Below are 16,061 nucleotides of genomic sequence, written 5' to 3'. Positions count from 1 at the left end.
ACAGCATATGGCGCGTTTCGAGAAATTCACCAACCGGTTTGCTTCAAAAATGATATCGGCCTTTCTATTAATCATCTTAATACCGACCACTTTATCGGGGTTCTCCTTCTATTTGGAGTCTTCTGCGCTCGTGAAAAGGAATGTCAGAGCATCTGCCGTCCAAGTTACGAAACAAACCGCCGATGCGTTGTCCTCTATTTTTAATGCCGGAAGCGATACCTCGGATTTAATATATAGCGACTTAAAGGTACAGAAAGCGGCGATGCAGTACAGCACGAGTCCGCTAAATACGCAATTAGAGATATCGCAATCGCTCAGCACCCTGCTTAACAACATCGTGTATTCCAGCTCGTTTGTCCGAATTGTTTATATCATTAAGAGCGGGGGCATCGGCTGGGGGAGCGGCACGTTCTCTACGCCAAAGCTTCGCAAGATCGATTTGAACCAGCAAAAATGGGTGGCGGATTCCAAAAAACAAGACGGGGGCCTCGTCTGGCAAGCCCTGCGCAAAGACCCTTTCAGCGGCGGCGGCGAAAATACCGATCTCGTGCTTCCGATCAGCCGGACGCTGAAAGATTTTGAGTCGCTTCAGCAGATTGGCCTGCTCGTCGTTAACTTGAACGGCAAGGCCATTATTAATACCATTAACCAAGTTAAGCTTGGCGAGACCGGCCGCTATATGGTCGTCAATCCGGAAGGGCAAATTATGATCGATGCGGATCTTTCGCAAATCGGCCGGGCTGTCGAAGATGCGAAGCTGCATGAGCTCATTGTGCATAACGATGCGGTTGAATTCGAATATTCCAATAAGGGTGTACATTATTACGGCGTGAAGCAGCTGCTGAGCAATGGATGGGTGCTGGTCGGCACGGTGCCTACGGTTGAAATAACGGGCGTGCTGGACAAGCTTCATACGCGGATCTTGATTACATCGGCCTGTTTTGCTTTAGTAGCGGTACTCATTGGCCTTCTCATCGCGAATCGGGTCACGAAACCGATCAAGCAATTAACGCTGGAAATGAGGCGGGTGCAGCAGGGGGACTTATCCGTACGAACGGCGTTGACCTCTTCGGATGAAATCGGGCTGATGAGCAAGCATTTCAATAAAATGCTGGATGAAATCGAACAGCTTATGGGACGGGTGGAGCAGGAGCAGAACGAGAAGCTGGAGGCCGAGGTGCGCGCGGTTACGTACCGGATTCATCCGCATTTTCTCTATAATACGCTCAGCTCGCTTAGGTGGCTTATTCGCGCAGGCGAAATGGAGCGGGCAGAACAAGGCCTAGGGGCGCTGACACGGCTGCTCCAAGCCAATATGGGCAAGAACGGCCAGATGATCACGCTCGAGGAAGAACTGGAAATTATCCAGAAATATATCGTGATCTTAGAAATGCGGTACGAGCAAAAATATGTCCTGACGATCGAGGCGCAGCCGGGCACGGACAAGGTGAAAGTTCCGAGAATGCTGCTTCAGCCGCTTGTGGAAAATGCGGTTTTTCACGGCTTTGTGCCGCTTAACCGCGGTGGCGAGATTACGATAAAGGTGTCGGAACGCCAGAACGAGCTCCATATTCTGCTGCAGGATAACGGGCTGGGAATGACGGACGAGAAGCTGGCGCAATTAAATGCCAAGGACGGGAAGACGGGGAGCGGCATAGGACTCCAGCATGTCCATGATTCCTTGAGGCTTTATTTTGGAGCGGGCTCGGGCATGTCAGTGACAAGCGACAGCGGGGGCGGAACGCAGATTCAAATCGTCTTTCGGCTTCAGAGCTGAATCCTGTCCAATCAGAACTTGCTGCTTACATCTTGAGGAGGGAATTACGTGAACGACCATGTATTGATCGTAGACGACGAACCGATTATTCGAAATGGACTCAAAAACTTTATCGATTGGGAGAAGGTGGGACTCACCTTGGCAGGAGGCTGCGCAAATGGCGCAGAAGCCTTGGAGCTGCTGCGTTCCCGTCCGATTGACATCCTGATCACGGATATTAAAATGCCGGTGATGGACGGTTTGGAGCTTACGCGCCATGCCCTTCAGATTAACCCGCATATGAAGATCGTACTGATTAGCAGCTACAATGAGTTCGATTACGTGCGCGAGGGCATGAAGAACGGGGCGGTCGATTATTTGCTCAAACCGTCTCTGGAAGCAGACGAGCTCCTAGCCGTTTTGGCAAGGTGCAAAGAAATGCTGGCGAACAGCCGAAGGCAAGCGCTGCAGAGAAAACAGTATGATCAGCAGTTAACCCTGCTGGAACGCAGGCGCTCCGAGCAGGAGATCATAAGGCTGCTCGCAGCCAGCCGGCCGGAGTTTACCTTCAGTGATATTTTCGGAGGGCAAAATGAAAGGTATGTCTGTGCGTTTATCGTATCGGACGGATTAAACGAGTGGCAGGAGCAGTACGGCGATTTGTACATCAGTATTATGTACGAGGATATGCAGGCGATGTTTTACGAGGAGTTTCAAGAAGGCAGCGCACCGGTCCTATCGCGGGACGGCCTCCTGCTCATCTATCCTTACGGGGAGGGCGGCGAAGCGAAGCTCCAACGCTTCAAGGCTAGAATTGCCGCCGAGCTGTCCATTTCCGTTTCCATAGGCTACTGTATAGAGCGGGCGGCGGAGCGGGTTGAAATCGCGATGAAGCGAAGCCAATCAGCCGGGCAGAGGCGTTTTTTTGAAGGCACGGACAAGCTGTTTCCATGGGAGCCGCGTTCAAATGGAGAGGATGGCGAACCGGAATACGAGGAGCAGAATATGCATGCCATGGTCGAATGGATACGCACCGAGGGCAGCGCCAAGAAAGTCATCGATGGCTTCGCCGCGAAATGGTCGAAGGGAAGCATGGCTCCCGAGCAAGTAAAGAGAGAGGCGTACGAGCTGCTCTCTGCGCATGCTTATTTGAACGGAGATTCCAAGACGCTGTCGGATTACCGGGATAACATATGGCGGTGCGATACCGTCGATCAGCTTGAGAAGGCACTGCGCCATTTTTTGGAGGAGATGGAACATCCGGGCCAGCTTCGCCTGCAGGACAAAGGTCACAGCGGACAATTAATTACGAAAGCTATTTCGTACATTAAGCTTCATTTCCGTGAGGAGCTGACGCTGCAGGAAGTAGCGGATACGATTCATGTCAGCAAAAGCTACTTATCGAATTTATTCAAAAAACAGTCGGGTCAAAATTTTATCGATTATTTGATCGATTTGAGACTGCAGGAGGCCAAGCGGATGCTGGTCCAAAAGGAATATAAAATATACGAGGTCGCGGAAAAATCGGGATTTAACGACGTGAAATATTTTAGCAAGCTGTTTAAGAAAATGACGCAAATGACTCCGGTCGAATACCGGGAGAAACATCAGCAATAGCGGACGGAGGGAGTGCTGCTTGTGAAAAAGCTGCTGATGATCATCGGCGTGCTTCTCATCGCCTCGGGCTGCGGACAGCAGTCCATTCTAACGAAAGAAAGCAAAGTGGAGAAGATGAGCAATCCGGATGATTACGAGATCGAATTCTGGCATACGTACAGCGACGAGGAGACGCGGATATTGGAAGACAGCCTCATTCCGGCTTTTGAGGAAGCCTATCCCCATATCCATGTTGTCCCTGTCCGGCAAAGCAATAATGCGGAGCTGAAATATACGCTTATTTCCAAGGCCTCCGCGAACAAAGCGCCCGATGTGGTCCGGATGGACATCGTTTGGGTGCCGGAGTTTTCCCAGAGCGGGCTCTTGCTTCCGCTGAGCGATTACGATGATTTCGATAAGATCACGCAGACGCTGCAGAGCAATACGGGCTCGGCAGGTTATTATGCGGGAGCCTATTATTCGCTGCCCGTCAATATGAATACGAAGGTCGCTATCTTTAATCGCTCGCTGCTGAAGCGGGCTGGTTTGTCGGAGCCGCCCGGAACCTTTCAAGAGGTCATCGCGCTTGCTAGAAAGAACCGCTTTAAGATTGGAATGGGCGGGCTGGAATCTTGGAAAAGCCTGCCTTATATCTACGCGCTTGGCGGACGCATGACGGATGCGGCGTATACGAGGGCGTCAGGTTACCTTGACGGCGAAGGGACAGTGAAAGCGGTAGAGCAGCTGTTGATGCTTTATAAGGAGCATTTGATCGACCAGACCTTGATTAACGGCGGCGCTGATAACTGGGAAGGCGTGAAATCCGGCAATATTTTGATCACGGATGAGGGGCCTTGGTTTTACAGCGTCTTTCAAGGCAAGGAGCTGGAGAGAGCCATCAGCACAACATGGGCCGTTCCTTTTTCGACGGCCTATGGGCCAGCTTCGATTATGGGAGGAGAACATCTTGTCAGCATGAAGGGCTCCAAGCATCCGCTTCAGGCATGGATCTTCATGAAGTGGATGACCAATAAGGAGTCGCAGGTGGCGATGTCGCAGACGGGCATCATTCCGACGAATTTGGAAGCGAAGGATATCAAGGTTCAAGGCGAATCGTTTATTCATCCTTTTGCGGATGCGCTCGACCATACCTTCCTGCGTCCCCCGGTGAAAAACTACAGCCGAATCGATGCGATCTATGTTTCGTATATGACAAAAATTTTTCAAGAAGAGCTGTCCGTCCAGGAGGGCTTAACGGCAGCAGCCGCGCAGATTGATCATCTGTTGATGCCTTAGGTGCGTTAATTGGGAAAGAAATACAAGCTGGCTGCTGCAGCCAGCTTGTTTCCATTTTACTTCCAGGCGCCTGACGCTTTAAAGCGAAATGCACACCTTTCCGAAATGCGTCCCCTTGGATAAGTAACGCATCGCATCAACGGATTGCTCAAACGGGAAAACGCGGTCAATGACCGGATGCAGCGCATTTTGCGCAATGGCGCGGTTCATGGACTCGAACATGTCCCGGCTGCCCACATTAATGGCTTGCAGCCGCGCCTTTCGGAGAATGGCCGCTATAATATCGAAGTTCTCGACGCTGGCTCCCGACAAGATGCCAATGATGCTAATTTGTCCGCCTACCCGAAGGGCCTGGAGCGATCGGTTCAGCGTAGCCGCTCCGCCAAGGTCGACAACCAGATCAGCGCCTCGGCCATGGGTAAGCTCAAGCACCGTTTTATCCCATTCCGGCGTCTTTCTGTAATTGATGACCTGATCGGCTCCCAGCGCTTTCGCGCGCTCCAGCTTATCGTCGCTGCTCGATGTTAAAATGACGTTAGCCCCGTGAAGCTTAGCGAATTGGAGGGCGAATAGGGAGACGCCGCCCGTACCTTGCACGAGCACCGTGTCGCCGGATTTGACCTTGCCTTCCTCTACGACGGCATGCCATGCCGTAACTCCGGCACAAGTAAGCGTGGCAGCTTCCTCATCGCTCAAATGATCAGGCACGTGAACCAGTCCCTGCTCGGGTAAGACGACATATTCAGCGAGAAGCCCATCCAACGGATTGCCCAGCGTGCTTACCCAGCCTTCTTGCGTCGGTTCGCCGGAAATCCAGCTCTGCGTAAAGATGCCGCTCACCCGCTGGCCCAGCTTGAAGCGGGTCACGTTTTCCCCTAAACCGACCACCTCGCCAACCCCGTCGGATACGGGGATGAAAGGCAGCTTCAGATGGGGATTGTAAAAGCCGTCGATAACTCCCAGGTCACGGGAGTTGAGCGAAACGGCACGCATTTTGATCAGCAGCTCGCCTGTGCCGGGAACCGGGATTTGCCTCTCCAATGGTCTTACATGATCCAATCCGAAGCCGTCTTGTATTGCATATACTTTCATGGTCATCTCTCCTTTTAGTTGGTGTAGACATACATTAATGCATATACTAATATTTAGTAAGTAGGCACTTTATCGTTCGTTATGAACCTTTTGGTGCGTAAGGAGGGAAGAGTATGGCCGAAGGCGTTGGAACGAAGCAAGCCGACATATCGATAACCGAGTGCAGCTACCGGCGTGTGCTTGAAATCATTTCGAGCAAATGGTCTGCGTTAGTCATCTATGCCTTAGAGGACGGCAGCCTGCGGTACGGGGAAGCAAGAAGACGAATCGAAGGCATATCGCAAAAAATGATGACCCAAACGCTGCGGCAGCTGGAGAGGGACGGCTTGGTCCGGCGCGAAGTTACGCCGTCCGTACCGCCAATCGTGGATTACTCTCTGACTACGCTTGGCGAATCGCTCATCCGTACGATGCGGCATCTAAAGCTGTGGACAGCCGAATATTTTCCGCTAGTCGAGAAGGCGAGACAGGAATACGACCGAAGCAACGGCGAGGACGCCATATAGCGCGCAAATAAACAAAGCGGGAATCGCATCGATTCCCGCTTTGTTTATTTTGCTTGCTTTGTACCTTACACCTAGCTATTGAATCATAAGAATCTCGCGAATTTCTTGCTCGCTGAGGGAAGACAGCGCCTCCTGGCCAGGCTGAATGACCTCATCGATGAGGTTTTTCTTTTTTTGCTGGAGCTCGTACATTTTATCCTCGACCGTTCCTTGGGTAACGAGCCGGATGACCTGCACGACGTTTTTCTGGCCAATCCGGTGCGCCCGGTCCGCGGCTTGCTGCTCAACGGCGGGGTTCCACCATAAGTCATATAGAATAACCGTATCGGCGCCCGTCAGGTTTAGCCCCGTACCGCCGGCCTTTAAGGAAAGCAGGAAAAGATCGCGTTCGCCTTCATTGAACCGGTTGCAGAGCTCGACGCGCTCGGAGGTCTTCGTTTGTCCGTCCAAGTAGAAATAGCTGATGCCCCGGTAACCGAGCTCGCGGCCGATCAAACCGAGCATTTCGGTAAATTGGGAAAAAATAAGCAGACGTTTGCCTGCGCTTTGGCATTCCTCGATAATCTCGAGGAGCTGCTCGAATTTGGCGGAGCTGCCCTTGTAGTCCCGGACAAAGAGCACGGGATGGCAGCAGAGCTGGCGCAGCCGCGTGATGCCTGCCAAAATTCTTATCCGGTTTTTCTGGAAGCCTTCCTCGTTCAAATGCTTCACCGTTTCCTGCTGCAGCTTCGCCAGGAAGCTGACGTACAGCTGCTTCTGCTCCGGCAGCAGCTCGGATGCTTGTACCGACTCGATTTTCTCCGGCAGCTCTTGCAATACGTCGCTTTTTAGCCTTCGCAGCAGGAAGGGGCGGACACGCCTCGCGACAGTTTCCCGGGTAAGCTCGTTAAAGGCTTGCCTGCTTGGGAATAACTCGGGAAATACGGCGCCAAAAATCGACCAGAGCTCTTCCAGCGCATTTTCGACGGGCGTACCCGTCAAGGCGAAGCGATAGCCGGCCGCGATAGCCTTGACTGCCTGCGCGGTCTGGGTCGTATGGTTTTTGAAATACTGCGCCTCATCCATAATCAGCGTGTGGAAGTTTTGCTTGGCGTACTGCTTGATATCCCTTCGCAGCAAGGGATAGGAGGTGATAATGACATCTGCCTCCATGCCGCCCGCCAGTACGCCGCTGCGCTCGGCTTTGGTTCCGTCCGCAATCACCGCGCGGATCTCGGGTGCGAATTTTTTGAGCTCGTTCAGCCAGTTGTAGACGAGAGACGCGGGAGAAACGATCAAAGCCGGCTGCTCGCGGTTCCGGATCTCGGGTAGAACGGAGACGATAAACGCGATCGCCTGCACCGTTTTGCCAAGTCCCATATCGTCAGCAAGAATCCCGCCAAAATGATAATGGGCGAGCGTCTTCATCCATTGATAACCGTATTTCTGATAGTCGCGAAGCACAGGGGCGAGGCTGTCCGGAACAGCGAAATCCAGATTGTCCGGGTTTCGCATGTTTTCGAGCAGCCGCCGGAATGCTTTGCCGAGCTTGACCGCTTTGCCGTTTTCGTTCGAATCGATGAGATGCAGGCCGCGTACGGCTGGCAGGCGAAATTCCGAGCCTTGAAGATCGCCTTGGCGAAGCCCGACATCATTCAGGAAACGAATAATCTCTTGAAATTCGGCGCCTTCAAGCGGCAATAACGAGCCGTCCGGCAGCCGGTGATATTTACGTTTTGTCTCAAGGGATTTTAAGAGATTGCGGATTTCGGAGTCCGGAATGCCGTCCATGACAAATTTGAATTCCAGCCAATCGGTGCGCTCATCCACGTTAACCGTCACGGTAGGAGGAGCATGCTTAGTCACAATCCGCACCTTCACAGCGGTGGTAGCGTATACGGTCAGCAGCTTCTCGAGCTGCGGGATGACATTGTGAAGAAACTCAAATTCGGCATCCTCGTCGTCCGAGAAATAACCAGCCTCTGTCTTCGCGAACGGCACAAGCTCCATCAGCTCCAAGATGAGCCGTTCCTGTTCCCCGTCGCGCATCAGGATCCGGTCGGTGCCGCGGCTCTTGCCGGTGCCCTCAAGCGGGTTAATCACGATATCGCCGTATTGAAATTCCAGCCCCGCAACCAACCGGTCTCTGACCCGATCCAAATAGAGCTTCGCTTTAAGCTGCGTTTGCAAGACGCGGTCGGAGATAGTTTCCGCGATCCGTACGCTGCCCAGCTTCATTAAGCCGGGTATGACCCTCTCCATAAAAGGCTCCATTTGCTCAGGCGCAATATGGATTTTGGGCTTGCGGGCGGTGTCGATCAGATGCTTAAGCTCCGCAAGGCGTGTGCTGGTTTCCGGCTGCAGCCGAAGCAGCCGGCCTTCCGTGATAACAAGCTCATACTCCTCCATTAAGGTGATCTGCTCAAAGCCCTGTATATCTAATTGATACCCCTCGCCCGCCGCTTGATCGAACGCAAAATGAAGCGGAATCGCCTCGTCGCTTACTGTGATCCCATGGAATGTATGATTGCCGATATGGAGCTGGACCGATGGAGCCGCCATCAGCAAGGGGAGCAGCGAGCCCCAAGAAAATGGAGGAACAAGCAGCATGCGTTCGCCGCTGGCCGGCGTTTCCGCTTGGTAGAACCGGTTTGCCGATTGGCGAACCAGCAATTCATGGTGATAGATTTGATAAAGCTGCCGGATCACGGCATCGTCCTCAGGCTGGAAGCAGTGAATGCTCGGGTCATACGTAAAATGCTTCGAAAAAACGAACGGCTTCCGCTGCTCCGCCTTCTCCAGAAACTCCCGGATTCGCTGTACGATATACAGCCGTTTAGGACCGATCTTCAGTTCAATGCCAAACATGAATTTCCGATAGCCGAAAGGATGCAGCTTGCATGAGATCTCCACTTCAAGAGCCGTGCGCGTATCGATGAGCAAACGGCTGCCGCTCGAGCGGATCGGCCGGCTTCCGAATAGCCCCAGCATGCTGGCGGCAAGCCGGGTATCGGCTGTCTCAAGCCCTGCCGGTTTAGCAAAGCGCTGTTGCAGATGCGAGGAGCCGGATTCCTCCGCATCCCCGTCATCCTCGCCGGGCCGATCCTCCGGATGCAAGAGGGAGGGATAGACGCGGGCGGGTTTATCGTATTCCTGCCGATCGTCATGGACTTGGAGAAGCGCAGCAGCCACATGCATGCAATATTTATCGTAGGTGCTGAAAGCAAGACAGGTGCATACCGCCTCGACGTCTCCGTTCCGATCGATTTCAATCGTCACCTCATAGCGTTTATTTCCGTGTACGTCGGCCGAATAGCTGCCCGCCTGCGGATCGGAGCTTGTTATCGTTACCTTTCCATCTCTATGGTATGCGTCCCCTCGCTCATAGAAGGTGTCGCCGCAAAGCAATTTTATGATTCGCCGGGATAAGTGAGCACTCATATTGCGCAATTCCTTTCCGCAAACGGAAACGTTTGTTCCGATTCATAGGTTAGTCCTATCATATCAGAATTCATGTGCAAGGTCATAATCGAAAGCACAGAAGCTGTGTGTAACGGCCGATTTCTCCTGGTTATGTCCCCGATGACTTTTGGGGCAGTCCCTTTGACATTCATGGTTCGAACTAGATAGGGATAAAGTCCAATTTTTGATCAATCTATCCATTTTTATGTGTTTATGACTGCATTTTCGGTTATGATTTGGAAATCGGAAAGCTGGTTTGAGGAGGGAACAATACGAATAAAATATGGCGGATCCGAAGCGAGGTCAGAGACTGCGCCGAAGCAGCGTACCACTTCGTAAGGGAGGTGCCCAAGCGCTATCCGTGGCTCAAAACCATTTACACGATATGGTGCTGGATCTCGCTGCTGCTGTTCATTGTAGGCTTGTTCCTGTACCGGGATTCGAGAACGATGCTGGTGCAGTATTTGTGGTCGTTCTATGTGATGCTGCAGTTCTGGCTGTTATGCCGGAGTAAGACATTTACCTGGAAGCAGACCGCGATATTCATGCTGCTCGGGATCGTCCTCGTGATCCCGATTACGGCAGGGACGCTTATGGCGGTACACGGCTTGTTTGGCGGACGGACATCGGATACCTGGTCGATCGCGGTACTCACTCCGATCGCGGAGGAGGTGTGGAAGCTGCTTCCGCTGGGGCTGTATCTGCTCTTCTCGCGCCGGGCGTCGGCGATGAGCCTAGGCGACTATACTCTGGCGGGAGCAGCGGCAGGAGTCGGCTTCCAGCTCATGGAGGAGCTGAGCCGCAGGTGGCTGAACTCCGGCGTGCTCGGGCGGACTTACGGTTACAGCACGACGATGCTGGGAGGAGAGACGATCCACTGGGATTTCTGGACTTTATTTCCCGGGCGGTTCGAAGAGAGCTTTTTTCCTACCCTCATGACGGTCAGCCATCCCGTGCACACGGCGATGGTCGCTTTGGGACTGGGGATGGCCGTGCGCGGCCGCAGGAGGTTGACGAACGCTGTCTTCGCCCTGCCTGCCCTGCTGCTGGCTTGGTCAATCCTGGACCATGCCGCTTATAACGGACAGCACTCTCTGCCGGACTGGATCATGAAGTTCCACGAATGGACCGGGAGCGGCTATCAGACGAAGAGTATCTTTCTGTGGATGTTAGCCGCGGGGCTCATCTGGGATTATATCGCACTTAACCGGGTAAGGAGCCAGCTCCCGATGATGGGGGGCGAGCGGTTTGTCGATCCGATCACGGAGCTGAGGCATATGGTGACAGCATTTCTGCAGAGGAGGGAGAGGTTCGCAAGCGTAATGGCCTGGTCGAGGGAGCGCCGGGAGATGGGTTTCTCCTTGCTGTACGGCAATGCCGAGGCGGCTTCTGTGCAGGATGATCTGAATGGCCGGATGAATCTGCATTACCGGATGGCAGCTGGACTGATTGCGCTGCTTTTTGGGGCAGGCCTGCTTGCGGGATGCGCGGCTTATTGGCAGTCTTCCGTTCATCCTGCCGACACCGCCTGCTTCTCCTGCATGTTCGACTCGCTCCAAAATTGGTGGGACCGTCTCAGTTCCGGTGAAAAGGGAGCAATCGTGCTTGGGGCGTTCGCACTCGCCCTGTTGTTCGTCGGCTTCTGGCCGGCGCTTGGAATCGCATTGACTGCGGCGAGCATTCCGGGCAGCGGACACGAGATTGCACAGAACATCCGGGATCCCAAGCGGCTGCTCACGCCTGAGAATGCCATCGCGGCGTTACTGGCTCTTGCGCTCAGCCGCATACCGTTTGGACGTCTGGCAGACCGGTTAGTCAAGAAAGTCGGAGAACGGCTTCAAGGTTGGCTGGATAAGCTGTTCAAACGCCGGACCAAGCCAGATCCAGACGCACCCCAAAAACCGGATCCAGTCGGTCCCCGCAAGCCGGATGGGGAGGAGCCCGGCAACAAACCCGATCCCGAAGAGCAGGCCCCACCGAAAGAATCAGACGATTATGTACACTGGAGTCATGCGAAGTACAAAGGCGTAGAGCTTTACGACAGCCGTAATGGAGCGCTTGGAGAGTTCGACGGTATCGATATCGAGAACGGTATTTTCTATGAAGCCAAGTCAGCTAAAGGATTGGACCGCATTCATCCCAAAACCGGCAAGCCGCAGCAGACGCCGCAGCAGTTTACGGATAAACAGCTCTATCAGAAAACAAGGACGCGGATCAACAATCTGATGGAAAAGGCGGTGGGAACGCGGACGACGCCGGATGGAACAACGGAAATTCCGACCCTGGATGAGATCAAAGGGATCCGCGACTTCGAGTTCCAGCTGGATGGAGACTCACCGGAGCTGCGCGCAGCGGCAGAGAATAGTCTAAACCGTCTGCGTCAGGAATTCCCGGATTATACATTTAAAATTCGATTTGGAGTGAAGTAAGATGTCGATTAGTGCCATTATCATAGATCCCGAAGATGAGTTCGAACGCTCATTCATGCTGCCGATCGCGACAGAGGCTTTTTATAAAAAGTATTGGGAACCGGCGGTTGAGGAGCTGGGTCTCCAGTGGGCCGCTTTATTCCAAGGCGGCACGGATGTGGAGAAAGAGGATGCGCCCGAAGTTCTGGAAGAGATTGCAAAATTGAAGGACTGGGTACAAGCCAACATGAGCGGTGACAATCAGGAGCATATGCTGCACAGGCTGGAGCTGCTGGAGAGCAAGCTGCCGAGCGCGTATCGGCGCGGGGGCGCGGTCGTTTATATCGGTTGACGCGGTACAAAGCGGCAGTCTAGGACGTTTTTCTCGTCCAAGGCTGCCGCTTTTATTAAATTCTACTGCTATAATAAGGCTAATAAACATGATCATGATAGAAATAAGGAGCTGAACGCTATGCAATTTCGCAGACTCGGCAATAGCGGCCTCAAAGTGTCCGCACTCGGTTTAGGCACCAATGCTTTCGGTAAACGGGCGGATTATGAGGCTTCGAAGCAGATCATTGACTTCGCGCTGGACAATGGGATTAATTTTATGGATACGGCTAATATTTATGCAGGGACGGAATCGGAGAAAATCATTGGACAGGCCCTGCAGGGAAAGCGCCAAAACGTCGTATTAGCGACTAAAGCGGGATTAGTCCGGGGAGCAGGCGCGAACGAGAGGGGCTCATCCCGGTTTCATTTGCAGACGGAGCTCGAAAACAGCCTGAAACGATTAAAAACCGACTATGTCGATCTTTATCAAATCCATACGTTTGATCCGGAAACGCCGCTGGAGGAAACACTGCGGACGCTTGAGGACATGGTGCGCTCAGGCAAGGTACGCTACATCGGCGCATCGAATTATTTTGCATGGGAGCTCATGAAGTCGCTTGGCATCAGCGATCGGCTGGGGCTGAACCGGTTCGTATCGACCCAGGTAAGCTACTCTTTGGCAGATCGGACGCCGGAGCAGGAGCTTATCCCGATGTGCCTCGATCAAGGCGTGGGCATCATTCCGTATTTTCCGCTGGCAGGCGGCATTTTGTCGGGGAAATACAGCGCGGCGGATTTGGCGCCGCAGGGCTCGCGCGCGCAGACCGACCCCAATTTTATGAGATTTATCAACAGCCAAACCATTGCGTTAGGCGAGAAAGTAACTAAGCTCGCCAGCCAATTCGATACGACGCCAAGCGTACTGTCGCTTTCCTGGCTGATCCAGCAGCCGGTCGTGTCCTCGGTGATCGTTGGCGCGACAAAGGTGGAGCAGCTCGCAGAAAATCTACAAAGCGTTTCCTTGCAGCTCACCGGCGAAACAAAAAAGGAGCTGGACTCGATCAGCAGCTCCTATCGGTATGGAGAACCTTTCGCTTTATACCGGCTGCCCGTTTAAGCACCAATATATCTATAAGTTTTTAAGCTGAATGAAGATGCATAGAGGAGGCTGGCCAATGACAGTAGGTTCACAGATGGACATAGACGGTCTGAAAGAGATTGGACGAATCGTCGCCCTGACGATGAATGAAATGAAAAGGCAAACAAAGGCGGGCATGACGACGAAGGAGCTTGACGAGCTTGGGGGATGTATTCTAGCAAGCCATGGAGCGTTTTCCGCGCCGCACAAAACCTTTCAATTCCCCGGGCATACCTGCATCAGCGTTAATGACGAGGTGGCCCACGGCATTCCCGGCAGCCGGGTATTAAAGCCAGGAGATTTAATCAATATCGATGTGTGCGCAGAAAAAGATGGCTTCGTGGCCGATACAGGCCATTCCTTTCAAATTGCTCCTTACAGCGAGCCGGTAACCCGGCTGTGCCGTTATACGCACTATACAATGATGAAGGTTATTTCATCCTTGAAGCATGGCGTGAAAATCAACGAGATCGGGCGGATCATCCAGCGCGAAGCGCAGCAGGGCGGATATAAGGTCATTAATGATTTATGCAGCCACGGCGTAGGCAGATCCGTTCATGAATGGCCGCAAATACCGCCAACGTATAATAAGCATGATAAACGTACGTTGAAGGAGGGCCTGGTTATTACGATTGAGCCTTTTCTCTCCATGGGCGCGGATTTCGTTGTCGAGCAGCAGGATGGCTGGACGCTGCGCACGCCGGACAGAAGCTTCGCGGCTCAGCATGAGCATACGATTATTATAACGAAGGATAAGCCGATTATTTTGACGGTGGCTTAGGCACTCGCTTATAAGATGGGCCGAGAGGCGGCAGGAAAGACAAACCTGCTGATTCTCGGCTCTTTTTGTATAGTGCGGCGCTAGTGGGGAATAATGGAACCAACTGAAACAAGGTGGTTTCTTCATGACGAACAGTACTTCAGGAGTATCGCAATCGGGAACAGCAGGTTCAAGCGGAACAATGGCGATGAACAATAATAATACGACTAACACGCCGAAAATAATCATTTCCGAGCAGCTGCAGGATAATCTTGATGCTTTAGAAACGACTTTTTCCAAAAGCACGGATATTGTGTTCAGGCATTGGAACTACGGACCTGAGCTGAAATATGCCGCATGTTCGGTATATTATGAATCGCTCGTTCAGGAAGATACCGTAAATTATATGAAAATTTCTCTTCAGGACCTAGCCACGCATGAGATTGGTCCGGGCATGGATGTTACGCCGCAGGATATCCGTTCATTTTTTGAGCATGACGGCGTATCGGCCAAAAAAGCAGTCGTTATTAACGATTTGCAGCTGGTCGTTGATGAGATTTCGAATGGCCGTCTCCTTATTTTATTTGATCAATGGGATAAAGCGTTAAGCTTTAAAGCGGAATCCGTAGAGACGAGACAAGTTAATGAGTCCGTGAATGAATCCGTCGTACAGGGTCCAAGGGAAAGTACGGTAGAAAATCTACAGAAGAATCTAGGCTTGCTGCGTCTGCGCCTAAAAACGCCAAAATTCAAATTGGAACGAATTACTTCGGGCGGAGAAACCAAAACGACAGTCGTCTACGGCTATATCGATGATGCCGTCGATGCAGAAGTACTGGCGGAGTTCAAGAAGAGGATAGAGCAGATCAAAGAGCTTGAAATTTTGGAAACCTCCTATATCGAGCAGTTAATCGAGGACTCCACTTATTCGCCTTTTCCGCAGTACCGCTATACGGAGCGGACCGATATGGCCGTTGCCGGACTGCTCGCCGGGAAAATTGTAGTGCTCAGCCAGGGCACGGGAGGCATTTTATTGTGCCCTGGCCTATTTACCGAATTTTTTCAATCCAGCGAGGATTATTACCAGCGTACGCTTATCGCAACTTTGGTGCGATGGCTTCGCATCGTGGCCTTTCTTATTGCCTTAACCTTGCCGAGCATCTACATTGCGCTTTCGACCTTTCACCCGGAGCTAATCCCTACGGTTTTGCTTTTGGCGGTTCTTAATGCACGCGAGGGCATACCGCTTCCTGCTTTTTTTGAGGCGCTTCTCATGGAGTTTTTTTTCGAGCTAATGCGGGAAGCTGGCGTGAGGCTGCCTAGGCCGGTAGGCTCCGCCGTTAGCATCGTAGGAGCGCTTGTCATTGGAGACGCAGCGATTAGCGCAGGAATTGCTTCTCCGATTATGGTTATCGTTGTGGCCTTAACAGGCATTGCCTCCTTTTCGATCCCGCAATATAACATTGCGATTGCATTGCGAATATTGAGGTTTCCGCTCATGATCAGCGCGGCTCTTTTGGGCGGGTTCGGCATGATGATTTGTTTATTGTTCCTTTTGCTCCATGTTAGCAAGCTGCGCTCGCTTGGGATGCCTTACATGACTCCGCTGGCGCCGTTTCGGTTAAAGGAGATGAGAGATGTTATCTTGAGAGCGCCGCTCAAGACGCTGCTTCGTTCTCCTCGAAATCATCATAAGCACAAACCGCTGTATAACGGAAAGAATGAGGAATGAGGA

11 protein-coding genes are annotated in these 16,061 nt (G+C 52.5%); 9 read left to right on the top strand and 2 right to left on the bottom strand.

Annotated elements, in window-relative coordinates; translation table 11 throughout:
* Positions 1–7: 7 nt before the first annotated feature.
* From ACN6MW_RS10160 to ACN6MW_RS10150, 3 genes are read left to right on the top strand one after another with little or no spacing between them, the layout of a single operon-like run.
* Positions 8–1,777: a cache domain-containing sensor histidine kinase gene (locus tag ACN6MW_RS10160; RefSeq protein WP_419875356.1), complete on the top strand. Its 1,770-nt coding sequence runs from the start codon at positions 8–10 to the stop codon at positions 1,775–1,777.
* A gap of 48 nt (positions 1,778–1,825) precedes the next feature.
* On the top strand, positions 1,826–3,373 hold the full coding sequence (locus ACN6MW_RS10155) for a response regulator transcription factor (RefSeq protein WP_419875355.1): 1,548 nt from the start codon (positions 1,826–1,828) through the stop codon (positions 3,371–3,373).
* A gap of 21 nt (positions 3,374–3,394) precedes the next feature.
* Positions 3,395–4,648, top strand: a complete 1,254-nt coding sequence (locus ACN6MW_RS10150) for an extracellular solute-binding protein (protein WP_419875354.1) — start codon at positions 3,395–3,397, stop codon at positions 4,646–4,648.
* Positions 4,649–4,726: 78 nt separating this feature from the next.
* Here the strand turns inward: ACN6MW_RS10150 and ACN6MW_RS10145 are convergent, their stop codons facing one another.
* On the bottom strand, positions 4,727–5,740 hold the full coding sequence (locus ACN6MW_RS10145) for a zinc-dependent alcohol dehydrogenase family protein (protein ID WP_419875353.1): 1,014 nt from the start codon (positions 5,738–5,740) through the stop codon (positions 4,727–4,729).
* Between the two features lie 113 nt (positions 5,741–5,853).
* Between ACN6MW_RS10145 and ACN6MW_RS10140 the strand changes: the two genes are divergently transcribed.
* Complete coding sequence (locus ACN6MW_RS10140; protein WP_419875352.1) at positions 5,854–6,246, top strand: winged helix-turn-helix transcriptional regulator; 393 nt, start codon at positions 5,854–5,856, stop codon at positions 6,244–6,246.
* A 75-nt stretch (positions 6,247–6,321) separates the two neighbouring features.
* Here the strand turns inward: ACN6MW_RS10140 and ACN6MW_RS10135 are convergent, their stop codons facing one another.
* The gene (locus ACN6MW_RS10135) at positions 6,322–9,666 is read right to left on the bottom strand and encodes an SNF2 helicase associated domain-containing protein (protein WP_419875351.1); all 3,345 of its coding nucleotides are present in this window, start codon (positions 9,664–9,666) and stop codon (positions 6,322–6,324) included.
* A 365-nt stretch (positions 9,667–10,031) separates the two neighbouring features.
* Between ACN6MW_RS10135 and ACN6MW_RS10130 the strand changes: the two genes are divergently transcribed.
* The 5 genes from ACN6MW_RS10130 to ACN6MW_RS10110 all read left to right on the top strand — a co-directional run bounded on the left by ACN6MW_RS10130 (position 10,032) and on the right by ACN6MW_RS10110 (position 16,058).
* Positions 10,032–12,116 carry a PrsW family glutamic-type intramembrane protease gene (locus ACN6MW_RS10130; RefSeq protein ID WP_419875350.1) on the top strand — a complete coding sequence of 695 codons (2,085 nt, stop codon included), beginning with the start codon at positions 10,032–10,034 and terminating at the stop codon, positions 12,114–12,116.
* Between the two features lies 1 nt (position 12,117).
* Entirely contained in the window at positions 12,118–12,447 is a 330-nt protein-coding gene (locus tag ACN6MW_RS10125; RefSeq protein WP_419875349.1) for a hypothetical protein, read from the top strand.
* Positions 12,448–12,567: 120 nt separating this feature from the next.
* The gene (locus ACN6MW_RS10120) at positions 12,568–13,545 is read left to right on the top strand and encodes an aldo/keto reductase (RefSeq protein ID WP_419875348.1); all 978 of its coding nucleotides are present in this window, start codon (positions 12,568–12,570) and stop codon (positions 13,543–13,545) included.
* A 58-nt stretch (positions 13,546–13,603) separates the two neighbouring features.
* Positions 13,604–14,347 (top strand): type I methionyl aminopeptidase, encoded by a 744-nt coding sequence (gene map / locus ACN6MW_RS10115; RefSeq protein WP_419875347.1) that lies wholly within the window; start codon positions 13,604–13,606, stop codon positions 14,345–14,347.
* A gap of 124 nt (positions 14,348–14,471) precedes the next feature.
* On the top strand, positions 14,472–16,058 hold the full coding sequence (locus ACN6MW_RS10110; RefSeq protein ID WP_419875346.1) for a spore germination protein: 1,587 nt from the start codon (positions 14,472–14,474) through the stop codon (positions 16,056–16,058).
* Positions 16,059–16,061 lie beyond the last annotated feature (3 nt).

The sequence above is a fragment of the Pristimantibacillus sp. PTI5 genome, from assembly GCF_048572955.1.
GTDB lineage: Bacteria > Bacillota > Bacilli > Paenibacillales > Paenibacillaceae > Pristimantibacillus.
Note: the sequence above shows the minus strand (reverse complement) of the source record. Positions and strands in the feature narration are given on the sequence as shown.